General features: G+C 37.2%; 19 protein-coding genes. 1 reads left to right on the plus strand and 18 read right to left on the minus strand.

All coding sequences use genetic code 11. The features are described from left to right. Positions 1-177 precede the first annotated feature (177 nt). Positions 178-1,170, plus strand: a complete 993-nt coding sequence (locus tag AZF04_RS01170; protein WP_061947224.1) for a tyrosine-type recombinase/integrase — start codon at positions 178-180, stop codon at positions 1,168-1,170. Between the two features lie 49 nt (positions 1,171-1,219). Here the strand turns inward: AZF04_RS01170 and hfq are convergent, their stop codons facing one another. The 18 genes from hfq to AZF04_RS01260 all read right to left on the minus strand — a co-directional run bounded on the left by hfq (position 1,220) and on the right by AZF04_RS01260 (position 22,846). Further along, entirely contained in the window at positions 1,220-1,453 is a 234-nt protein-coding gene (hfq, locus tag AZF04_RS01175) for an RNA chaperone Hfq (RefSeq protein WP_045479119.1), read from the minus strand. Positions 1,454-1,483: 30 nt separating this feature from the next. Next, positions 1,484-2,425: a tRNA (adenosine(37)-N6)-dimethylallyltransferase MiaA gene (gene miaA, locus AZF04_RS01180; protein WP_061947225.1), complete on the minus strand. Its 942-nt coding sequence runs from the start codon at positions 2,423-2,425 to the stop codon at positions 1,484-1,486. A gap of 33 nt (positions 2,426-2,458) precedes the next feature. After that, complete coding sequence (locus tag AZF04_RS01185) at positions 2,459-3,262, minus strand: class I SAM-dependent methyltransferase (RefSeq protein WP_061947226.1); 804 nt, start codon at positions 3,260-3,262, stop codon at positions 2,459-2,461. Positions 3,263-3,281: 19 nt separating this feature from the next. Next, complete coding sequence (gene mutL / locus AZF04_RS01190) at positions 3,282-5,213, minus strand: DNA mismatch repair endonuclease MutL (protein WP_061947227.1); 1,932 nt, start codon at positions 5,211-5,213, stop codon at positions 3,282-3,284. A 12-nt stretch (positions 5,214-5,225) separates the two neighbouring features. Continuing rightward, the gene (mutS, locus tag AZF04_RS01195; protein WP_061947228.1) at positions 5,226-7,841 is read right to left on the minus strand and encodes a DNA mismatch repair protein MutS; all 2,616 of its coding nucleotides are present in this window, start codon (positions 7,839-7,841) and stop codon (positions 5,226-5,228) included. Between the two features lie 429 nt (positions 7,842-8,270). Continuing rightward, positions 8,271-8,846, minus strand: a complete 576-nt coding sequence (locus AZF04_RS01200; protein WP_061947229.1) for an outer spore coat protein CotE — start codon at positions 8,844-8,846, stop codon at positions 8,271-8,273. A gap of 276 nt (positions 8,847-9,122) precedes the next feature. Further along, positions 9,123-9,548 carry a YlbF/YmcA family competence regulator gene (locus tag AZF04_RS01205; protein WP_045479134.1) on the minus strand — a complete coding sequence of 142 codons (426 nt, stop codon included), beginning with the start codon at positions 9,546-9,548 and terminating at the stop codon, positions 9,123-9,125. Next, positions 9,548-11,176, minus strand: coding sequence for a tRNA (N6-isopentenyl adenosine(37)-C2)-methylthiotransferase MiaB (gene miaB, locus AZF04_RS01210; protein WP_061947230.1), 1,629 nt, complete (start codon positions 11,174-11,176; stop codon positions 9,548-9,550). The genes AZF04_RS01205 and miaB overlap by 1 nt, the downstream gene beginning before the upstream one ends. A 402-nt stretch (positions 11,177-11,578) precedes the next feature. After that, positions 11,579-11,839, minus strand: coding sequence for a stage V sporulation protein S (locus AZF04_RS01215; protein ID WP_003321353.1), 261 nt, complete (start codon positions 11,837-11,839; stop codon positions 11,579-11,581). A gap of 260 nt (positions 11,840-12,099) precedes the next feature. Continuing rightward, the gene (locus AZF04_RS01220) at positions 12,100-12,897 is read right to left on the minus strand and encodes a TIGR00282 family metallophosphoesterase (protein WP_061947231.1); all 798 of its coding nucleotides are present in this window, start codon (positions 12,895-12,897) and stop codon (positions 12,100-12,102) included. A 137-nt stretch (positions 12,898-13,034) separates the two neighbouring features. Further along, complete coding sequence (rny, locus tag AZF04_RS01225; protein ID WP_045479142.1) at positions 13,035-14,609, minus strand: ribonuclease Y; 1,575 nt, start codon at positions 14,607-14,609, stop codon at positions 13,035-13,037. A 152-nt stretch (positions 14,610-14,761) separates the two neighbouring features. Then, positions 14,762-15,427 (minus strand): ATPase, encoded by a 666-nt coding sequence (locus AZF04_RS01230; protein ID WP_052339997.1) that lies wholly within the window; start codon positions 15,425-15,427, stop codon positions 14,762-14,764. Beyond that, positions 15,414-15,677 carry a hypothetical protein gene (locus tag AZF04_RS01235; RefSeq protein WP_045479145.1) on the minus strand — a complete coding sequence of 88 codons (264 nt, stop codon included), beginning with the start codon at positions 15,675-15,677 and terminating at the stop codon, positions 15,414-15,416. The genes AZF04_RS01230 and AZF04_RS01235 overlap by 14 nt, the downstream gene beginning before the upstream one ends. 1 nt (position 15,678) lies before the next feature. Further along, on the minus strand, positions 15,679-17,130 hold the full coding sequence (locus AZF04_RS01240; protein WP_061947232.1) for an AAA family ATPase: 1,452 nt from the start codon (positions 17,128-17,130) through the stop codon (positions 15,679-15,681). After that, positions 17,123-18,112 (minus strand): metallophosphoesterase family protein, encoded by a 990-nt coding sequence (locus AZF04_RS01245; protein ID WP_061947233.1) that lies wholly within the window; start codon positions 18,110-18,112, stop codon positions 17,123-17,125. The genes AZF04_RS01240 and AZF04_RS01245 overlap by 8 nt, the downstream gene beginning before the upstream one ends. Positions 18,113-18,576: 464 nt before the next feature. Then, the gene (recA, locus tag AZF04_RS01250; protein ID WP_045479150.1) at positions 18,577-19,629 is read right to left on the minus strand and encodes a recombinase RecA; all 1,053 of its coding nucleotides are present in this window, start codon (positions 19,627-19,629) and stop codon (positions 18,577-18,579) included. 359 nt (positions 19,630-19,988) lie between these two features. Further along, positions 19,989-21,593 (minus strand): DEAD/DEAH box helicase, encoded by a 1,605-nt coding sequence (locus tag AZF04_RS01255; protein ID WP_061947234.1) that lies wholly within the window; start codon positions 21,591-21,593, stop codon positions 19,989-19,991. Then, a complete protein-coding gene (locus AZF04_RS01260; protein WP_061947235.1) occupies positions 21,590-22,846 on the minus strand; it encodes a competence/damage-inducible protein A in 1,257 nt (418 codons plus the stop codon). The genes AZF04_RS01255 and AZF04_RS01260 overlap by 4 nt, the downstream gene beginning before the upstream one ends. Between the last annotated feature and the right edge of the window lie 18 nt (positions 22,847-22,864).

The following is a 22,864-nucleotide window of genomic DNA, read 5'->3' on the forward strand; positions in this document are numbered from 1 at the left end:
CCTTCCATCACTTACCCTTATTTTTAATTCTACGCTGAAATGATTAAATTGTGACAAATGCCTAAAAAAAGATGCTAAAAAGTGATAGGATATCATTATAATCGAGTAATATTTATATGAAATGGTTCCGATGATTACGGTTAACCATTATCACTCATCACTAAGTGAGGTGACAAAATGAATGAGCTTCCAGAAATCGCAAATAACTTTTTAGATCATTTATATGTAAAAGGTCGAAAGAAATCAACCATAAAACGTTATCAATATGATTATCAAGATTTTTTTTCTTGGTTAAACGTACAATATCCAAAGCAAGAATTAACTCATTCCTGGAATTCTCTTTCGATAAAGGCAGGTAAAGCATTTCTCGATTTTTTAATACAAGAAAAGCAGTATAAGGTCGTTACGATACGAAGAATTCATTCTGCGCTTAGACAGCTTGCAGTCTATACTTGCTCAGAAAAAAATCTTTCCCATCCATTTATCGTTATCGAACCTCCTGATTCAATAGAAATACCTTTATCAGCCTCAGAATGGGTATCCAAAAAAGAAGCCGATCAATTATTATTTACGATTAAAAATGACTATGATTTATCAGAAGCACAAATAGGGGTTAGACCTTTATTAAAAGCTAGAAATGAAATAATAGTCCTTCTCTTTTTACGCTATGGATTAACCTTACAAGAGGTCGTACAGCTGAAAATGAAGGACATGCGGTTTGAAAAAGGGGAAATTTATGTTTATCGGAATGGTGAGTATAGAAGTATTTCTCTAACAGCTTCTGATCAACAATTGGCCTTTCGTTATTATCAAAATATACCGGAAGCTGTTCGACCACGCTATCATGGCGAAGATCCCTTTTTTGTCGCGTTTGATTTTCAAAGAAAAACCTATCGTTGGTCCTATGAGGACGATCGTCCAAAGAACTTAACTAATATTGCTATCCAAAAAATGATTAGAGTAGAAGCTAAAAGAGCTATGCTAAGAAGGGGTATATCTGCACAGCATTTAAGGAATCGTTTTATCTTACATTCTCTTTTGATCGGAGAGCTATCATTACTTAACTACCAAAAGCTAGGATTTAAATCTTCTCTTTCTTTCAGACGCTATACGCTAACACTAGAAAACGTAACTTCAAACGAAACGAAAGAGCTTCAAACAAAGATATAAAATAAAAAAAGCCCATTATTTGGGCTTTCTTTATTAAACATGCTCTATTTTACTCGGTTCCTTCATTTTTCAACTGAACATTTCTTTGCGGTGCGAAGGTTGATATAGCGTGTTTATAAACCAATTGTTGCTTCCCATCTGTTTCAAGGATAATAGTAAAATTATCAAAGCCTTTTACAAAGCCACGCAATTGAAACCCGTTTAGTAGGAAAACTGTTACAGAGATATTATCTTTTCTTAATTGGTTTAAAAATTGGTCTTGGATATTAATGGATTGTTTCATTCGTCTGTCCCCCTCTAATTAGCTATCTTTTTATTTCGATATATTCTTTATTTTTCCTTCTATAAAGTCTGAGATTTGTTGAAAAACTTTTGGAGTGATTCCATCAGACATATCGAACCATGTTGTATTCGTTTTATTTTTGAACCATGTAAATTGTCTTTTCGCATATCGTCTAGAATTTTGCTTTAGATTTTCAATCGCCTTCTCCAAGCTAACGTCTCCATCCATATATTCAAAAAGCTCTTTATAACCGATGGCTTGAACGGATTGTACACCTTTTAGCCCCTGCTTGTAAAGCGATTCCACTTCGTTTAATAAACCATCCTCTAACATCTTATCGACCCTATCATTAATTCGGCTATAAAGCTGCTCTCGTGGCATCGTTAACCCGATTAAGGCTAAATGATAAAATTCATCATTTGGATGATTGATTTGTTGCTTTGTAAAAGGAATCCCTGTTACATGAAAAACCTCTAAAGCACGAATTACTCTTCTTTGATTATTAGGATGAATAACATGTTTCGCATCTGGATCAACGGCTAAAAGCTTTTGATATAGAGCCTCTTTTCCTGCTGATAAAGCCCATTCCTCTAGCTTTTTCCGATAGGAACTGTCTTCTTCTTTTTCTTGAAATTGATAACGGTTGATAATGGCATTTACATATAAGCCTGTTCCGCCTGTTAAGATGGGCATTTTACCCTTCTCGTTCAAATTTGAAATTAAAGGGAGAGTACGATCTTGAAATTCTGCTACAGAAAAATCTTCATCGGGATTTTTAAAATCTATTAAATGATGAGGAATTCCTTTTTTTTCTTCCTCTGTCACCTTAGCCGTTCCGATATCCATCCCTCGATACACCTGCATAGAATCTCCACTAATCACTTCTCCATTGTATTTCTGAGCTAACGAAATACTTAAAGCAGTCTTTCCAACTCCAGTAGGTCCAACAATTGCAATTAAATTCTCTTTCATCATCTTCTCCCTATTTTATTACTTCCAAACATCCTAAAGACGGTTTTTTTCTAGCATATCCTCATTTATATCATAGTAACCATAATGAAAGGCTGCATGCTGGCGTTTCACAACCTTTAGCCCAAACCTTTCAAATCTACTACTTTTCCAATGGTCCTTTAAAACAATACGGTGTTTCGCAACTCGTTGTGCTTCTTGAAACGATTCTATTAGCAAATCCTCATATAATGCTATTTCTTTTAATCCTTTAATTCCCGTCGACTCATCTATACTCTGTTCAAACATAGGATCAAAATAGACAATGTCGAAGGAACGGCTTGGCTGCTTTTTTAAAAAAGAAAGATGATGTTCGTGATGAACCTTAATATTTTTCATTAACTCTAAAAGATCAGAGCGAGCATCATTCCATGTTTGAAGCCCTTGCTTCACGATAAAAGCAATCATTTCATTCGCTTCAACACCTACCACTTTTCCTTCATGTCCGACTAAGTATTGAGCGACTAAGCTATCTGCAGCTAGACCTAATGTACAATCTAAAAAGCTCATTCCCTTTTGTAATCCAGTCATTTCCTTCAATGGCTCACGCTGATTATTCTCAATTTGCTTTATTCTAATGAGAGCAGAATTAGGATGATAAAAAAATGGCTGATTACTTCCTTGTGGATAGTAAGTATGTTTATTTTTCCCTACCACCAAAATATCATCCTTCAACCTATCAACCAGCGACTGCAATGACTCACTTTTTCTTTCGATATATGGACTTTCAAAAGCATTGGCTATTTCCTTAGCTAACGGTTCTAGCTTTTGACTATTCTTTCTAACCGTTGTTACGTGCAAGTGTGAAAACTCCCTCCATTTACATGACTCTTTTAAACATTTTCTCTAGTTCATGCGTTGAAAAATGAATGAAAATAGGACGCCCATGAGGACATGTAAAAGGATCATCACAGGTTCTTAAAGTTTCTAAAAGAGAGAATAACTCATCCTGTCTCAAATGGCGATTCGCCTTAATGGCCGCTTTACAGGACATGAGAATAGCTGCTTCCTCCCGAAAAGCCCCTATGTCTAACCTTTGATTTTGAAAAAGCTGATCGATTAATTCTCTAACCGTTTCCTCTTCTAACCCTTTAGGAAACCAAGTAGGGTGGGAGCGAACGATAAAAGAATTCATTCCAAAATCTTCAACAAATATTCCAACCGTTTCAAGCTTTTGAAGATTGTCTGTTATAATGGCTTTTTCTTGATTGGTGCACTCAATCGTAATCGGGACGAGTAGTTCCTGTACACTCGAATCGACTACTTTAACTTTCTCCCTATAATACTCGTATTTAATACGCTCCTGCGCCGCGTGCTGATCAATCAAATACATTCCTTGGTCATTTTGAGCAATGATATAGGTTCCATGGACCTGTCCTACTGGATAAAGAGTAGGTACACGAGAATTAGGAATAGAACCTTCACCCTGGTCGCGGTCGTCACTTTCAATTTTTTCTTTATGACTAGAATCTATCACATTGTTATTTAAACTTTCATTATAAAATGTAACTTCTTCTGCTGTATGTGAATGGTCTTCTTTCCATTCATGATTTGCACTCTCTTCTTTTAACGGGTCTTCATCAGCTTTTCGTGGTTGTTTTGGAAGTGATGATCGCTTATGTTCAACTGCTTTTGCTACTTCTCGTACATTACTTAACCGCTCATTTTCCTCCTTAACAGCCGTTTCAGAGTAGGATTCAAATTGGAGCGACATTTGCTCACTTGAGGCAACCTTCTTTTTCGGCAAAGTGGCTTCTGGAATAAGAGTTTGCTTTTGAAAAACTTTTTTTATGCTGTCTGTTATTAAATGACTAAGCTCCGCTTCTTTACTCAATCTTACTTCTAGCTTAGCAGGGTGAACATTGACATCTACTAGTAAAGGGTCCATTTCTATAACTAAGACGACAATCGGAAAGCGACCGATAGGTAATAACGTGTGATAGGCCTGTTGAATGGCTTTTGTTAAGGCGTAATTTTTTATATAGCGACCATTTACAATAAGTGATACATATTGCCTAGATGCTCGTGTTATTTCTGGCTTACTCACATACCCTATTAGATGATAATCCAAGGTTTCTCCATTTATTTCTAACAAATGAGTTGCAACATTTCGACCATATATAGCGGCCATAACCTGCTGTCGATCTCCATTTCCAGACGTTTTTAAAAGTAGCTTGTTTTCATGATAACACTCAAAGGATATGTGTGGATGAGCAAGAGCTAAACGATTAACAATGTCACTAATATTGCCTGTTTCGGTCGAGACGGTTTTTAAATATTTGAGTCTTGCAGGTGTATTATAGAATAATTGACTAATAAAGATTTCTGTTCCCTTTCGGGTCGCTGCTGCTTTTGATTCTATAATTCTTCCACCTTCTAGTGTTAGCTCCGTTCCTACTCCACTTCCAGTGCCTGTTTTTATCGTCAAATGAGAAACTGAGGCAATACTAGGCAATGCTTCCCCACGAAACCCTAATGTTCTAATATGAAATAAATCATGGTCGGTGGCAATCTTACTCGTAGCATGCCTTAAAAAGGCTGTTTGAACATCTTCTTTATCCATGCCTTCTCCGTTATCAACGATCCGAATCGAACGAAGGCCTCCTTCTTCTATTTCAATTAAAATATGGGTGCTTTTTGCATCAATAGCATTCTCAACTAGCTCTTTCACAATTGAAGCTGGCCTTTCGACAACTTCTCCTGCCGCTATTTTATTAGATAGACGATCATCAAGTTGTTTTATTTTGCCCATTCGTAATCCTCCCTATGACTTTAGACATTTTTGCCATTCGTATACCTTCTGAATGGCTTCAAATGGTGTTAAATGAAGGACATCAACCTCTTTAATCATTTTTAATAGCTCTTTTTCTGACTTCGATATGCCTTGCTTTTGTCCGGATGATTCTGGATTGACTGGGAATAGAGATAATTGTGTTGGCTCATCCATTGCCTCATGAACCACCAGCTCTTTATGCTCACGATCATCCTTTTTCGTGTCAAGCGGTTGCCCCTGCTCCAATTCCTCAAGAAGCTTTTCAGCTCTTTTTGTGACAGTTGAAGGCATTTGGGCTAATTCAGCAACATATATTCCATAGCTTCTGTCAGCTTGTCCATCTATGACTTTATGTAAAAACACAACAAGCCCATCATCCTCAGTAGCTGAAACATGAACATTTTTTAAATGACGAAGAGAATTCTCTAAGTCTGTCAATTCATGATAGTGAGTAGAAAATAACGTTTTAGCTTTAATCTCTTCATGAATATATTCGATAATTGCCTGTGCCAAAGCTATTCCATCATACGTTGAGGTTCCTCTTCCAATTTCATCTAATAGAATTAAACTGTTTTGCGTTGCTTTCGTTAATGCATATTGTGTTTCTAGCATTTCAACCATAAAAGTACTTTGTCCACTTGCAAGGTCGTCAGCCGCTCCGATTCTTGTAAATATTTGATCGAAGACGGGCAACTCGACCGATTCTGCTGGAACAAACGAACCAATCTGCGCTAAAACAACCGTTAATGCTAGCTGTCTCATATATGTACTTTTACCCGCCATATTTGGTCCCGTAATTAAAAGCATTTCCCGTCCTTGCTCCATAAACACGTCATTTGCGACATAATCTCCCTTTGGAATGACGGTCTCGACTACAGGATGCCTACCAGCTACAATTTTGACCGTTTGGTTTTGGGAGAAGGATGGTTGTACATAGCGATTTTTTTCTGCAACTGCCGCAAATCCTGCCAATACATCCACTTCACTTATCGCTTTTGCTAAAGTCTGAATCGATGATACATATTCTTTTGCTGTTTGACGTATGTCAACAAACAACTCATATTCTAGCTGCTCCATTTTATCTTCTGCATTTAAAATAAGCGCTTCTTTTTCTTTGAGCTCTGGTGTAATATAGCGCTCTGCATTCGTTAAGGTTTGCTTACGTTCATATCTACCTTCAGGTAATAAGTGAGTGTTAGCTCTCGTAACCTCTATATAGTAACCAAAAACTTTATTAAAGCCGACCTTTAGAGATTTTATCCCTGTGATTTGGCGCTCTTGCTGTTCTAACTGTGCAATCCATCTCTTGCCATTAGCTGAGGCGTCCTTATACCGATCTAACTCTTCATGAAATCCGTCTTTTATTAAACCGCCCTCTTTTATTGATATAGGAGGGTCTTCGATTATACTTGCTTCTAATAACTCTATTAACTCATGATAGCTTTGATTCTCACTAAACCATCTCTTTACATAAGATGGGTTCATTTTCTCTAATAATTGTTTAATCAAAGGAATTTTCTTAAGCGAGCGTTTTAATTGAATTAGCTCTCTAGCATTCACATTTCCGTAAGCTATACGCCCAACCAAACGTTCTAGGTCATAGACCTGCTTCAATTCATCACGCAATTCCTCTCTCTCGAAATAAGAATTCAGCATCTGATCGACAATCTGGTGGCGTTCGATAATCCTTTTTTCTTTTATTAATGGTTGTTCTATCCATTTTTTTAGCATTCTCCCTCCCATCGATGTGACCGTTTGATCCACTACGGCTAGAAGTGAGCCTTGCTTTTTTTTATCTCGTAAAGATTCAATTAATTCTAGATTTCTTTTAGAATGTCGATCAATTTTCAAATAAGAGTTAGCAGGATAATAGACAATAGGCTGAAGATGGTCAAGTGAGCGCTTTTGTGTGCGCTTAAAATAATGACACATCCGCCAGAATGTTTTTTGTAGCTTTATTTGCTCTAAGTTGATTACTAGATGCTTATACTCTTCTATTTCCTCAATCTGATCTTCATAAGAAATCGTTACATCGGTCATTTCTTTTATTTTCTCCAGTTGCTCCTCTTTGAAGTCTGTTGAAATAACCAATTCCTTCGAATGAGAATTCGAGATTTCTTGTAACCACTCTTGTACATCATCTGTCAATAAAGTGACTTCATTTTCACCTGTTGATAAATCAGATCGAATAAAACCAACCGTTCCATCACCAAAATCCGTTAAAGAGGTTAAAAAATTATTTTCCTTTTCTTGAATTAATTGACTTTCCACAATGGTTCCTGGGGTTAATACTCGAACAACCTCTCGTTTAACGACACCTTTGGCCGTTGCTGGGTCCTCCACCTGTTCACAAATAGCAATTTTAAAACCTCGTTCTATTAATTTAGCAAAATATTGCTCGGCAGAATGATGAGGAACCCCACACATAGGAATTCGATGCTCACCTTTTCCTCGACCTGTTAATGTAATTTCTAGCTCTTGAACTGCTTTTTCAGCATCCTCATAAAATAATTCATAAAAGTCGCCTAAACGAAAAAATAAAAAGGCATCTTTGTATTGTGCCTTAATTTCTAAATATTGCTTCATCATAGGTGTTTCTTGCATGATTCTAATACCTCCACCGTCCAGTCTACATTAGTCATTATTATACCATATGAAAATTAATTGTATCTAGGTCTATGCCTATTCACTCTAAATTAATCGTTAGGGTCTGGGCAAAGTGAAATTTGAAGTGGTGAATGAATTCATACACAACAAATAGTCTATTCCTTCCTTTGATAAAGAAGAGGACCTTTGGAATTCGAAGAACACTGTTGAGTCACTTAGGGTAGGAAAAACTTATTTGTAAAAAGGGCTTTTAATAGCACCTCAGCGTACGCAGAGTTTTTTGAGGGAGTGAACCCGTTTATACCTAACATCTGTGGTATTCTTTCTTCATTCGAATGGTCAGAGCTGCTTTTTTTTTCGTATTACACTCTTTCAATTTAAGGAACTACTAAAAAAAAAGAGAACCAGAATCATCCGGTTCTTCAGGCATTATTTTTTATGAAGTTCCTCATGCAAAAAATTCGGATCTAGGCGCTCAAATTCTTCATCACTAACCTCATCATTAAAATCTTTAGCAGGTAATTCTTGGATTACACCCTCTGGGTTTACAGCAACCGCTACCTTCGTTTCTCCTATACATTCAACCACAAATTCTCTCTCTACCTGAACCGCTACACTATCTCCCTTTTCGGTAATCGTCGCTTCTAGTGTATTAGGCTGTTGAATCGCTCTTGCAATAACGTCCATATCCTCTGATAATACATTCTGATCCCGTACGGTTAGCTCAATAATGTCTGTATACCTTACAGTCTGAGTGGCAACATCGGTTTTCGTATTATTATCATAGGAAAACCATACATTTATATCATAACTTCCTTTTACTTCCACGTTCTCCCCTTTTTTTGCCGCATCATATTTGTGGTTGATAATCCAGCAGCCAAGAATACTTGAAGGTTTGTGTGATGGGCTAACTTTGTGAGTGTTCTCAGAAAACTTTCGCCCTTTTCCGCATATGGCCTTCGTGATAATCTCTCGATAGCTAAATTCCTGATCATTTAGAGACATGTAACATTACCCTCCTCTTTCTTGTATCGTTCTTGATAGTCGGTTGCTCTTACTGGCTTTCGCCTCGTTCGCAAGCAAACTGTTCACTCCCATCCTATGCAGGACAAATGACTAGTGTGCAAAAATAATCCAGAATGAACTTTTCTATAAACGATATGTAATCAGCAGGTGAAATAGTACGTGTTTCTTTAGAAAAAAGTTATTTTTTTTCCTTTTATTGATCATAATAAAAAAGAACTCTAAAGTTTTCATCCTTTAGAGCTCTCTAAGATCATATTAGCATTTATCTTGAATTAGTGGATTTTTGACAGTCGTTCCTCTCAACACATCTCCACCCATAGAGACAATTATCTCTTCTGTAATTTTCTTTGTAATAGTGTTAGATACCATTTGTAATAGTTCATTTACTTCTAGCTGACTTTGTTGAAACTCTTGTACAAGTGGAATTTGTTCAATTTCATCTTGTAGCGCATCAATTTTTTCTTCTGTTTGTTTTAATGCTTCAATCTTTTGATAATGCTTAAGATTGACGGCTTCTTTTTGGAGCTTCTTAATTTGAGCGATTAACTCTTGAACACGTAAATGCTCATTAATTTTTTTCTCTGCCTTTTTAAAAAAGTCAACCTCTTCTGTTTGAGCCATCATACTCGCTAGCTCTTTTGATTTTTGGATAATTTCATCTCTTGTATATTTTGTTTCCATTATCTTACTACCTCCGCAGATTCAACTAATTCTCCGTCTAAAGACCATGTTTTAACATTGGTGATTTTTACAAAACAGATTTTGCCAATGATTGATTTTGGCGCTCTAAAATTAACCAATCGATTGGTTCTTGTTCGTCCAGCTAAAATATCTGGATTTTTCTTACTTTCCCCTTCAACTAGCACTTCAACAATTTTACCTTGATATCCAAGATTCTTTTTAGCTGACATTTCATTCACAAGTGCATTTAAACGACCTAATCGCTCTCGTTTCACTTCATCAGGTACATTGTCCTTCATTTTCGCAGCTGGTGTTCCTTCTCTTGGTGAATAAATATACGTATACGCACTATCAAATTCGATTTCTCTTACCAATGATAAGGTATCTTGAAACTGTTCTTCTGTTTCATTAGGAAACCCTACAATTAAATCGGTTGTAAAGGATGCATTTGGAATCGTATCTTTTATCTTATTGGCTAGCTCAATATATCTTTCACGAGTATATTTACGTGCCATGAGCTTTAATATTTGAGAATTCCCATGCTGAACAGGCAAATGAATGTGCTCTACTAAGTTTCCACCTTTAGCAAGAACCTCAATTAAATGGTCATCGAAGTCCCGAGGGTGACTAGTGGTAAATCTAACTCTCGGTATATCAATTTTATGAATATCATCCATAAGATGTCCTAAACGATAATCCATATCGTCTAAATCCTTACCATAGGCATTTACATTTTGTCCTAAAAGAGTAATCTCTTTATAGCCCTGCCTTGCTAACTCACGAACTTCCTCGATAATATCTTCTGGACGGCGGCTTCGTTCTTTTCCTCGCGTATACGGGACAATACAGTACGTACAGAATTTATCACAGCCATACATAATGTTAACCCAGGCTTGTGTTTTCCCTTTACGTTCCCTTGGCATATTTTCAATTATATCGCCTTCTTTGGACCACACTTCAACGACCATTTCTTTACCAAAAATCGCTTCTTGAAGAAGATGAGGCAATCGGTGAATATTATGTGTTCCAAAAATTAAATCCATATGTTGATGCTTTTTCATAATACGATTTACTACATTTTCTTCTTGTGACATACATCCGCAAATTCCAAGGATTAATTCCGGTCGTTCTTTTTTTAATGTTTTTAGATGTCCGATCTCTCCAAAAACTTTGTTCTCCGCATTTTCACGAATGGCACATGTATTTAATAAAATAACATCCGCTTCCATATGATCTTCTGTTTCAGAGAAGCCCATCTCTAGCATTAAACCAGACATGTTCTCTGAATCATGAACATTCATTTGGCAACCATACGTTCGAATAAGGAATTTCTTACCTTGTCCAATCGATTTCATTTCTGTAGGAATTAACTGCTCAGGACGAATGACTTTAGCATCTTCTTTCCCCCGTCGCTTTCCTTGCTTAAAATCGGGCTGGTCATGAATCGCAATTTCACGACCTTCAATTTTAATGACCTTTTTATTTCCTTCTTCGGAAATGATTTTGGCATTAGAAAAATCAAAATACTTACTATAATCTTTAGTTGTTTTTCCGTTCGAGGATTTTACGTCCTTTTCGGAATTTTCATTTGTATTTCCTTGCTTTCCTAAACGCTGCTCTTCGTTCATTTATAAAACTCCTTTAACGAAAAATAAAAACATTCAATTCATTATTATAATATTCTTTTACTATAAACACAATCATCATGGTCTTAACTGAGCGTGGACAATCTGTGAATATGATCATTAAAAACGGTTGGGACTATCATGAAAAAGGAACTTTACAGATTTAATTTCTCCATTATTCGCTACCTAAAGACCATTTCACATCCGATGAGGTGTTGTGAGTTCGGCATGGCCACTTCAGTGGGATGAAGTGCTCGTGACTTGTGTCCGCTAGCTCTTGTTTTCATAGAAACTACTAATTCAGCGTTGCCTTCCTTCTTTTCATCAATGAAATCATCTAAGCCCAAGCCTCAAAAAAAGCTGCTTATCATATAAGCAGCTCACACATCTTTATAAACTTCATCATTATCGTGGTTCAATTATTAATTTAATGGCCGTTCTTTCTTCACCATCGATTTCAATATCTGTAAACGCAGGAATGCATACGAGGTCTATTCCGCTTGGTGCCACAAATCCTCTAGCGATTGCTATCGCTTTGATAGATTGATTCAATGCGCCAGCCCCAATCGCTTGAATTTCGGCCGCACCACGTTCTCTGATGACACCAGCTAGAGCACCGGCTACTGAATTTGGTGTAGATTTTGCTGAAACTTTTAACACTTCCATTTCTTGTACCTCCTTTAAGTACGACTAACATTAGTTTTTACGAAACGAGGAATTTTCAGGTGCACATTTGAACGATGACTCCTGATGTCACGACTGTACAAGAGATGCTAAAAATCAAGTAACCCTTCTAATCATAGAAAGCTATACTGGATTCACTAAGCACACTCCCATTGAGCGGGCTTAATTAATAGTATTTCGCAAAATCCATTCATATTCCTGCTTTCAAAAATAAATTGTTCAAGAATCCATCTTTAGTCTGATTAATGATGGATATATGGATGGTCTTCATTGATGAGGATTCGTTGAATAGATTTTGCAAGGCCCGATTTAGGATCGACATCAATCACTACTCCATTTAGTTGTTCCCTTCCTTCCGAAACTTCAAACCTTGCCGGTAAATTTGTTAAAAATCTTTGGATAATCGTCTCTTTCTCCACACCTAGAATTCCATCATACGGTCCCGTCATTCCCACATCGGTAATATAGGCTGTTCCGTCATGTAGTATACGTTCGTCTGCGGTTTGTACGTGAGTATGAGTCCCAACTACAGCAGTCACTTTTCCATCTAGAAACCATCCCATAGCTTGCTTTTCACTTGTTGCTTCAGCATGGAAATCTACAAAGATATAAGGTGTTCGTTTCTTAGCGATTTCAATAATTTCCTCTGCCTTTTGAAACGGGCAATCATTCGCAGGTAAAAAGGTACGACCCATTAAATTAATAATGGCAACCTCTATCTGATTCACCTTCACAAACGTATATCCTTTTCCTGGAACTCCCTGCGGGTAATTAGCTGGACGAATCATATGAGTTGCAGAATCAATAAAATTAAAAATTTCCTTCTTATCAAAGCTATGATTACCTAGGGTCACAGCTTGTGCTCCCGCATCCATAAATCCTTTATATATTTTTTCCGTTATTCCTTTTCCAGATGCCGCATTTTCTCCATTTACAATGGTCACCGTTGGTTTTAGCTGCTTCTTTAATTTCGGTAAGTATTCACTGACCATATCTCGACCAGGCGAACCAACCACATCGCCAATAAATAATATTCTCATAATTTCCTCATTTCTATTTTCAATAAGTTTTCACCCTTTAGTATATAGGATTACGAGCAAAGTTAAAAGTGAGAACCGTACACCCTTTTATTGATTACTATCTCTTAGGCAAAAAAAATAAAGCAGCATCTGCTGCTTTATTTTGCATATTCAACTGCTCTTGTTTCACGAATAACGGTCACTCGGATATGTCCTGGGTAGTCAAGCTCTTCTTCTATTTTCTTCGTAATATCTCTAGCTAGCTTATGAGCAAGAGCATCATCTACTACATCAGGTCTTACCATAATCCGAACTTCTCGCCCTGCTTGAATAGCATATGTCTTTTCTACACCATCAAAGGACTCAGAAATTTCTTCTAGCTTTTCAAGACGTTTAATATATGTTTCTAACGTTTCACGACGAGCTCCAGGTCTTGCTGCTGATAAAGCATCTGCTGCTGCAACAACTGTAGAAACAACAGAAGTTGATTCAACATCACCGTGGTGAGACGCTATTGCATTAATGACTACTGGATGCTCTTTGTACTTACTTGCCAATTCAACACCTATCTCAACATGACTTCCTTCGACTTCATGATCGATAGCTTTTCCAATATCATGCAATAAGCCCGCTCGTCTTGCTAATTTGACGTCTTCTCCTAATTCCGCTGCCATTAAACCAGCTAAATAGGCGACTTCCATCGAATGCTTTAAGACGTTTTGACCGTAACTCGTTCTGAATTTGAGTCGACCTAAAATCTTGATTAAATCTGGGTGTAATCCATGGATTCCCATTTCAAATGTAGCCTGTTCTCCATATTCACGAATCGCTTCATCCACTTCACGACGAGACTTGTCTACCATTTCCTCGATACGAGCAGGATGTATACGACCATCTTGGACAAGCTTTTCTAGAGCAGACCGCGCAATTTCACGTCTTATCGGGTCAAACCCTGAGAGTATAACCGCTTCAGGAGTATCGTCAATAATTAAATCAATTCCCGTTAACGTCTCTAAAGCGCGAATATTACGACCCTCACGTCCAATGATTCTACCCTTCATTTCATCATTAGGAAGTGTTACAACTGAAACAGTGGTTTCAGCCACATGATCGGCTGAGCAACGTTGAAGAGCTAAAGATAAAATTTCTCTTGCTTTTTTATCAGCTTCTTCTTTTGCTTGCATCGTACGATCTTTAATATAAATTGCGGATTCATGTGCAAGCTCTTGCTCTAATTCTTCACGGATTGACGCACGTGCTTGTTCACGAGAATAACCAGAAATTCGTTCAAGCTCTTCTTTTTGTTTTTGTACGATTTCCTCTACTTTGCTTTCCAAATCTTCAACTTGTCGTTGTTTTTTGGTGAGAGAATCCTCCCTTTTTTCTAAAGCTTCTTCTTTCTTGTCTAAAGTTTCACTCTTTCGGTCAAGGATCTCTTCTTTTTGAACCAAACGATTCTCTTGTTTTTGAATCTCATTTCTTCTTTCACGAACATCACGTTCAGCCTCGGTACGAATTTTATGAACCTCATCCTTTGCCTCAAGGATAGCCTCTTTGCGACTCGCTTCTGCATCGCGCTTCGCATCTTCAGTAATTTGTTTCGCGGCTTGTTCAGCACTTGAAATTTTCGCTTCTGCAATGGATTTTCGAACAAGATATCCAACAACTGCACCGATTAATACGGCGACAACAAGCAAAGCAGGTAAGAGGAAACCATTATCAGAAATTCCCACTCTTTCACCTCCTCTTGCTATCTAATTGTTGGTTCCATACATGCATTTTGGTCATGTTTTCATATGTTCAAACAATTTTAGAATGAATGCGACCAATAATTATAAAATTAGTGCCGCATACCCTATAATTGTAAAGCTCGTCTAGACCATTGTCAAGGTCTGTCAAGGATAGCTACCTCACTTATTCCATCTTGAATCTCAACCTGATAAGCTTGATCCGCCGATTCGGCCAAATGATGATTATGGGTAATCATAATCACTTGCCGATCAAACATACTACTTAGTGATTTCAAAAAATCATATAAAAGGTGAACATATTCATCTGATACATGCTTCCCCGGCTCATCTAAAAGAAGAGCTCCATTCAGCTTAGGTTGAACGGTCTCTAATAACGCAATTCTTAAAGCAAGCGTAACAATATCGACGACGCCCCCTCCACGAGAATCCTGTGGACGAGTCTTAACCTTAATCCCTTCATATTCACTAACAACATAAAATTCGGCTACTGCTTTATTTCCTTGCTCCTCAATTTCAATCACAAAAGAAAATAAAGGTCCAAAAACATATTGTAGGGCATTCGAAACAAGGGTTTCCATCTGCTGCTTCGCTTGCTCCCTTGCGTACTCAGCTGATTGCTGGAGAAGGATTCTTGCTTTTTCATAAACTTCTGCACTTTGCCTATATTCAGCCAGTTCCTTTTCTTTATTTTGAAGCTGTTCTTTTAGTAAGGAACGATTGGCATCTAATCGAATCCATTCTGTTTTTGTTTGCTCAAGAACTTCCTCTAACTTCAATAGCTTATCTTCAGTCATTTCCATTCTTTATCAATTCCTTAGGAATCATATTCCAGGCTTTTTCAAGCTCTTCTTCTATTTGCCTTTCAAGTCTTGTGATTTCATTTTCTAGCTCTTCCGGTTTGACACCTAGGTCTTCTAGCTCTTCTAGTAATCTTTTTTCTTGGTTCTCAAGCTCCTCTAACCTAGCCTCCGCTCTATATCTTTTATCCTTTGCTTCATCAATGGTTTTACGCATTTTTGTTAAATCATGCTCTACTTTTTCATGATTCATACTAATTCCCCCTTTTTCCACTTAATAACGCTTCTACTTTCTCTGTTTGAATTTCTCCACCACAAACAGGACAATGACCTTTCGATAACAAAATTTGCTCATATGTTTCTTCTAAAATCTGTAAGTGGCTTTTTTGCTGTTTAATAAATTGTGTTCCAACATGTAACCCTTGCCTCAATTCATCACGCTTTTCTTTTAATAGCTGATAATTTCTCCATTTACTCAAATCATAATCGATTTGCTTGGTATAGTGCTCAACCGCTTCTGCGTTTCTAAGCTGTTGGAGTGTTTGTTTCCATATCGTTTTCGTTTCATTCAATTTTTTCTCATTTTTATAAAGAGTCGAAAGCTGTTTCCATCTTCCTAAAATCTCCATCATGTGTGTTATTTGTTGGTAAGGGTTCTCCTTTAAAAAATCGGTTCTCTTTAACTGATTTTTTAACTGACTTTTTTCTTGTATAGCCTTTGTATATTCTGTTCTTTTAGCGCTAAAATATCGATGCTTTGCTAACGATTCTTTTGAATTTATATAGATGGTTTCCATCTCACCTAAAGAGCTTGTTATTTGAATCCAATGCACACATACTTTTTTAATTTCATGCATTTCTTGTAGGTATTTTCTTTTTCGTGAAAGGTCTCGCAGCCTTGCTAAAGAATGACTGATTGAGTCGACTTTCTCTTCCCAAATAGACAACGATTGTACAGTATTTAAAATCTGTTTCATTTCAGTACTTTCGTATGTAATCTGCTCTTTATGTCGTTTTATTTGCTTTAATGATTTTAATAATTGCTGATTTTTCTTGATCGACGTTATATTACTTTCAGTTTGATCAATTTTTGCTTTTGCTTCATCTAATTTTTCATAAGGTAGCAGCTTTTCCTTTAGCTTTTCCACCTCTTCTTCGCCATGCTTTAACCTTTGATTGAGCTGAGATAAATCTTTGGACGTATCTCGGATGGCCATGTCTAAATAATGAGCACCACTTATTCTTCCTATTGTCTTAGCTCTTATTGAACCGGTTTGTTCTAATAAAAAAGGCCCATCTAATTGCTGTGAAAGATGGAGGTTAAGCTCATGGTCTCGGTCAACACGTAAGGGTAGCATTCCATGGGCTTCTACTACCTCTTTAGGAACATGAATACCAAATCCTTCAAGAATTAAATCTTCCTTCTCTGACTCTTTAATCATGTAGCGATTTTTTGAGCTCGTCCTTTCTCTAATAATCGTCACGTTATTTTCAAAAACAATCGTAACCCTAGCAAAATTAGCTCCTACTCGAATAAAGTCCGTACCACGTGGTTGGTTAAACAAAACCCAGCGAATAGCACGAATAATCGCCGTTTTCCCGCTATCTGACTGCCCTACTAATACATTTAATCCTTTATCAAACTCTATTAAACTATCTAAATGTGATTGGAAATTTTCAAGTCGAACCGAGAGGATGTTATTCATATTCTTCCCCCTTCCAGCTTTCTTCAACGACTGTAATTCTTCTTAAAGCTTCTTCCTTTACTTCATTCTCCACATTAGACATAGCTGCTAATTCTTGAATAATATCGGTCATTTTAATATTTTGGAAGTCACTTTGCTCTTTTACTTGCTGAATAAATTGGTGAAGCTTTTGCTCTTGATGAACCCCCTTTTCCAAAAAGCTTCGGTCTAATACTTGCTCTCCCTTTGCAGCCACTTTTAAAACTCGTTGTTTTAATTGGATATAACCTTTTGAGAGCTCTCCAAGAATAATTTGAGGCTTTCGTATGATCTCACTACTATGATTATTAACACGAGCAATCGCTCCTGGATTGCAAATATAAGTACCTTCACGTTCTTTTATTCCAAATCCACCATGATAGTGACCTGTTAATAAAATATCAGCAGTAGTACCCCAAATATGGTCAATCAGAGTATGTGGAATTCCATCAGGCAAAGATTTTTCCACCAGCATACTATGAACCATATGAATGAGGATATCCGCCTTATGTTCATTTAAAGGGTAGTAATCGAGCTTTGGGTCTCTTTGGTCTAAATCATAATGATAGGGTTGGCCTGACAGTTGAACCTTTAAGCCGTCCTTTTCGATCAATATTGGTTGATGAGGATGGATTACCGTCATTAAACCAAAGGAATCAATTAACCCTAGCATGGTTCTTGATAGAGTGTTAGGGTTATGTCCAAACGTATCATGATTACCTGATATCGCATAAATGGGACTATTTGCCTCTTTAAAAAGCTTGGCAAATTGACCGACAACATTCGGAGATAAGTCTGGTCGATCAAAAACATCTCCACCATGCAAAATAAAATCGACTTCTTCCTCATTTGCAATATCAATGATTTCCTTTATTTTATTTTTTAAGCTTTCAACAAAATCATCGAGACGATTTTTGGGAGTTGTTCCCCTTATATGTGTATCTGTAAAGTATAAAAATTTCATATTTTATCACCTCTTTTAGTTTACCATGATTTTGTTACTTCTCTAAAATAAATGTTTTGTCACTTTTTAACTCCTCAAAAAAAAGGGGGCTAAGATAAGACTCATGAATGACTCCTCACTTGTTAGGCTGTTCTCTCCCCCAAGACACTTCGCGTCCGATGTGGTCGTGCTGAACTAACTAGTAGATTTAGGCATGGCCACTTCCTCCCACTGGAGCCTTTGTCCCTTGCGTCTGCTTGCTTACGGCTTTTATAGGAAATCTACCATTTCAAAAAAACCTCCTTCTATTCACAAGAAGGAGGGTGGTTCTATGTTCGTTATGAATGTTTTGCATCGATTACACATCATTTCAAGCTTCTCTACTATGATGATTTAAAAACAGATTATGTCCATCCTCTTAGAGGAGTTCAATCAACGAAACCAAACAGCTAGTCTTGGCTTTTGCCCCACATCCTAGAAACTATTTATTTTAAATCAAGAGGCAATTCATCCATTTCATCTGAACTTGGAGGCTCCACTAAAATCTCTTCGTTTAAACCATAATGACTTCTAATTTTATTTTCTACCTCTTCTGTTAAGCTTGGGTTTTCCTTGAAGAATTGCTTCGCATTCTCTCTTCCTTGCCCTAAGCGTTCTTCATTATATGAGTACCAGGCACCACTTTTTTGGACGATGTCTAACTCAGCAGCAATATCTAAAATAGAACCTTCTCTTGAAATTCCTTCTCCATACATAATATCAACTTCTGCTTGTTTAAAAGGAGGAGCTACTTTATTTTTTACTACCTTAATTTTCGTTTTATTACCAACCATATCATTACCTTGCTTCAGCGTTTCAGCGCGTCGAACTTCAAGACGAACAGATGAATAGAACTTTAAAGCACGTCCCCCTGGTGTCGTTTCTGGATTACCAAACATTACCCCAATTTTTTCACGGACTTGGTTAATGAAAACAGCAATCGTTTTCGATTTATTAACAGCACCAGATAACTTTCTCAAAGCCTGGGACATTAATCGAGCCTGTAAACCTACGTGACTATCTCCCATTTCTCCTTCAATTTCAGCCTTAGGAACTAAAGCTGCTACGGAATCGATAACAATAATATCTATTGCTCCACTTCTAACAAGTGCCTCCGCAATCTCTAATGCTTGCTCTCCTGTATCTGGCTGTGAAAGAAGAAGCTCGTCAATATTAACACCTAGTTTTTGTGCATAAACAGGGTCTAAGGCATGCTCAGCATCAATAAAGGCCGCTTGTCCACCATTTCTTTGCACCTCAGCAATAGCATGTAGTGCTACTGTTGTTTTACCTGATGATTCAGGACCATATACTTCAATAATACGTCCACGTGGATAACCGCCTACTCCAAGCGCAATATCCAATGCTAATGCTCCACTTGAAACGGTAGATACACGTTGATCCGTTTGTTCCCCTAGCTTCATAATTGAACCTTTTCCAAACTGTTTTTCAATTTGGCGTAATGCCATATCAAGAGCCGCTTTACGATCGTTACTCATGCAAATCTCTCCTCTATCATTATATTCAAAATCATTTTTTATCATAAGAAAGGAGGAATTTCCTTCACCTATTAGACGAATATATGTTTCCTCTTTCATATCATAACGTTTTTTTGAGCTTTTGCCAATAGTTTTTACGAACATTTATTCGGTTTTTGGAAATTTTTTTAGAAGGAAGGGTAAATGAATGAAACTTCTCATTTAAATTCACTATCTAGTATCGATAGTGCATGAGATTGTGAGGGAATTTCGATAGATGGAACCATATCATCTTCCACTCGTTTCATACGAAATGATCGATGATATGGTCTATAATAAGCAAGGGTTCATTCTGAACAGCTTACTCGGTAGTCATTCCATTAAGAACGTGAAGGGGCATTTCTTTCACGCTTAGGGCGTGGTTTCGCCGGCTCGAGATTAATTCTCGCTCCATTAACTCGTGAATACCTTAGTGCTTCATATACAAACGGGGCAACGTCTTCTGGTACTTCCATAAAAGTGAAGTTCTCAAAGATATCAATACGACCAATCGATTTACTAGGTATTCCGACTAACTCAGCTACTTCATCAGACAAAATTTTAGGTGTTAAAGATACGTTTCTTCCTACATTTATAAAGAAACGAACCATTCCTTTTGCACCACCCGTTTCTCCAAAATTGTAGCCAGCTTCTTCATTAGGAGTATCGGTTGAAAAGTTCATCTTTAAAAGAGCAGAGACAACATCTTCAGGTGAATGATCGGCTAAAACTTCCTTCACAAGCGGGGCAAACAAGCTCATTTCTTTTCCGCCTTGTTCAATGGTATCTTTTACGAGCTTTTTCCATGAATCTCTTTGCTTTTCAACTACTTCTTCAATAGTCGGAACTTCTTGAGAAGGAATACTCATCTTAATTTCTTGTTCAATGGATCTTAAATGCTTCATCTCTCTTGGAGTAACGAGTGTTAAAGCTAACCCTTGTCGTCCAGCTCTTCCCGTTCGACCAATGCGGTGAACATAGCTTTCTGGATCTTGTGGAATATCATAGTTGATAACATGAGAAACATTCTCTACATCTATCCCTCTTGCTGCAACATCTGTAGCAATAAGAAATTCAATCGATGAATCTCTAAATTTTTTCATAACGGCATCTCGCTGCGATTGCGTCAAATCACCGTGTAAACCGTCTGCAAGATAACCTCTTGCTTGTAGAGCTTCTGTCAGTTCGGCTACACCTTTTTTCGTACGGCAGAATAAGATCCCTAAATCAATTTCTTCACTATCAATAATACGACATAAAGAATCGATCTTATTTCTCTCTAATACTTTATAGTAAATTTGATCAATTAACGGAGCCGTGACCTCACCTTTGTTTATCGTAACCATTTTTGGTGTTGTCATATATTTTCTTGAAAGCTTCTTAATAGCAGGAGGCATAGTAGCAGAGAACAACAATGTTTGTCTCTCTTCTTTAATTTGCTTTAAAATATGTTCTATATCATCAACAAAGCCCATATCTAACATTTCATCTGCTTCATCTAATACAATCGTATGAACAGAATCAAGCTTCAGCGTATTTCTTCTTAAATGATCAAGAATTCTACCTGGAGTTCCAATAACCACTTGAACACCTTGTTTCAGAGCTCGAATTTGATGTCCAATCGATTGACCACCATAAATAGGTAATGTACGGATTTTTTTATAAACAGAAATCTTTTGTAATTCTCCTGATACTTGGATTGCCAATTCCCTTGTTGGTGTTAAAATCAGGGCCTGAACCTTTCTTTCATTCGTCACTTTGTCAACAACAGGGATTCCAAATGCGGCTGTCTTACCTGTTCCCGTTTGGGCTTGCCCGATTACATCGCCACCTTCTAAGATGACTGGGATTGCTTTAGATTGAATGGGAGATGGTTCTTCAAATCCCATTTCCTTTATTGCACGTTTAATTGAGTCTGATATTTGAAAGTCACTAAAATACTTCATTCTTTCCTATTCCACCTTTTCAATTCATTAAGCAAATAAAAACATCCATATTTAATCGTTCTTTCGCGAATTGCTTGTCTTGTATGATGTAATTGTAAACGATATGTAACGCTTTGCTCTTTCTCTTTTCCAACAATCCCAATAAATACAGTACCCACTTCTTTATTCTCTTGCTTATTAGGTCCTGCTACACCGGTAAAACTAATACCGATATCGGAGCCAAACTTCTCTTTAACAGATTGAGCCATAGCCAAGGCAGCTTCTTCACTAACAACGCCTACTCCATCTATTATTTCTTTCGACACCTGCAAGTGATACTCCTTTACATTTGTCGAATAAGCTACAATACTTCCTATAAAAACTTCAGAGGAGCCTGGAAAATCGGTTAATGCTCCTGAAAATAAACCACCTGTTAAGCTTTCTGCAGCAGAGATGGTAAGATTTTGTTTTTTTAATTGAAGGAAGAGCTGCTCTTTTAAGGAAGTATGATCATATCCATACAAATAATCTCCAACTCGCTCAGTAATCTTTGCTTCCGTTTCGTCAAGTAGCAGTTTGGCCATATTTGCGTCTTTATGTTTAACCGTTAAACGCAATGTCACTTCACCATCACCAGCTAATGGGGCTATGGTAGGGTTTGATTGAGCCTCAATTAAGTCTAATACTTTTGTTTCTAACTCCGCCTCACCAATATTAAAGAAACGCAAAACTCTAGTTGTAAGTGTCGCTTGATGATTCATTTTCAATTCTAATAAAGGCTTTAATTGATTAAGAAACATCGGTTCCATTTCTTTTGGCGGACCTGGAAGTAAGGCGATCATTTTTTGATCTTTTTCTAAAAGCATCCCCGGTGCCATCCCGAAATGGTTTTCAAGCACTTTTGAATGTTTTAGCACAAGTGCCTGTTTTTTATTATTTTCTGTCATCACTCGATTTCTTTTCGTAAAAAAGCTTTCTATACTCGTTAAAGCATCTTCATTATAGCTTAAGCCTGTTTGAAACAATTCAGCAACTGTTTCCTTCGTCAAGTCATCCTTGGTTGGGCCTAAGCCACCCGTTAAAATAATAAAATCAGAGCGTTTCTTTGCCGTCTCTAATACTTCTTTTAATCTAAGGGCATTATCACCAACAACTGATTGGTAATAATTATCAATCCCTAATAAAGCAAGCTCCTTTGAAAGAAAGCGAGCATTTGTATTCAGTATTTGTCCCAATAATAACTCTGATCCAACTGCAATTATTTCTGCTCTCATTTTGCACCACCACAGCTC

This window comes from Alkalihalobacillus trypoxylicola (genome assembly GCF_001590785.1).
In the GTDB taxonomy this organism is placed as follows: domain Bacteria; phylum Bacillota; class Bacilli; order Bacillales; family Bacillaceae_D; genus Alkalihalobacillus; species Alkalihalobacillus trypoxylicola.

What these genes read in the sequence shown, in the direction of transcription:
- mutL (WP_061947227.1), bottom strand. Translation starts at nt 5,213, where the DNA reads ATGGGCAAAATAAAACAACTTGATGATCGTCTATCTAATAAAATAGCG.
- AZF04_RS01170 (WP_061947224.1), top strand. Translation starts at nt 178, where the DNA reads ATGAATGAGCTTCCAGAAATCGCAAATAACTTTTTAGATCATTTATAT.
- AZF04_RS01230 (WP_052339997.1), bottom strand. Translation starts at nt 15,427, where the DNA reads ATGGAAATGACTGAAGATAAGCTATTGAAGTTAGAGGAAGTTCTTGAG.
- miaB (WP_061947230.1), bottom strand. Translation starts at nt 11,176, where the DNA reads ATGAACGAAGAGCAGCGTTTAGGAAAGCAAGGAAATACAAATGAAAAT.
- AZF04_RS01235 (WP_045479145.1), bottom strand. Translation starts at nt 15,677, where the DNA reads ATGAATCATGAAAAAGTAGAGCATGATTTAACAAAAATGCGTAAAACC.
- hfq (WP_045479119.1), bottom strand. Translation starts at nt 1,453, where the DNA reads ATGAAACAATCCATTAATATCCAAGACCAATTTTTAAACCAATTAAGA.
- AZF04_RS01255 (WP_061947234.1), bottom strand. Translation starts at nt 21,593, where the DNA reads ATGAAGTATTTTAGTGACTTTCAAATATCAGACTCAATTAAACGTGCA.
- AZF04_RS01215 (WP_003321353.1), bottom strand. Translation starts at nt 11,839, where the DNA reads ATGGAAGTGTTAAAAGTTTCAGCAAAATCTACACCAAATTCAGTAGCC.
- AZF04_RS01220 (WP_061947231.1), bottom strand. Translation starts at nt 12,897, where the DNA reads ATGAGAATATTATTTATTGGCGATGTGGTTGGTTCGCCTGGTCGAGAT.
- miaA (WP_061947225.1), bottom strand. Translation starts at nt 2,425, where the DNA reads ATGAAAGAGAATTTAATTGCAATTGTTGGACCTACTGGAGTTGGAAAG.
- recA (WP_045479150.1), bottom strand. Translation starts at nt 19,629, where the DNA reads ATGAGTAACGATCGTAAAGCGGCTCTTGATATGGCATTACGCCAAATT.
- AZF04_RS01240 (WP_061947232.1), bottom strand. Translation starts at nt 17,130, where the DNA reads ATGAATAACATCCTCTCGGTTCGACTTGAAAATTTCCAATCACATTTA.
- AZF04_RS01205 (WP_045479134.1), bottom strand. Translation starts at nt 9,548, where the DNA reads ATGGAAACAAAATATACAAGAGATGAAATTATCCAAAAATCAAAAGAG.
- AZF04_RS01260 (WP_061947235.1), bottom strand. Translation starts at nt 22,846, where the DNA reads ATGAGAGCAGAAATAATTGCAGTTGGATCAGAGTTATTATTGGGACAA.
- AZF04_RS01245 (WP_061947233.1), bottom strand. Translation starts at nt 18,112, where the DNA reads ATGAAATTTTTATACTTTACAGATACACATATAAGGGGAACAACTCCC.
- AZF04_RS01200 (WP_061947229.1), bottom strand. Translation starts at nt 8,846, where the DNA reads ATGTCTCTAAATGATCAGGAATTTAGCTATCGAGAGATTATCACGAAG.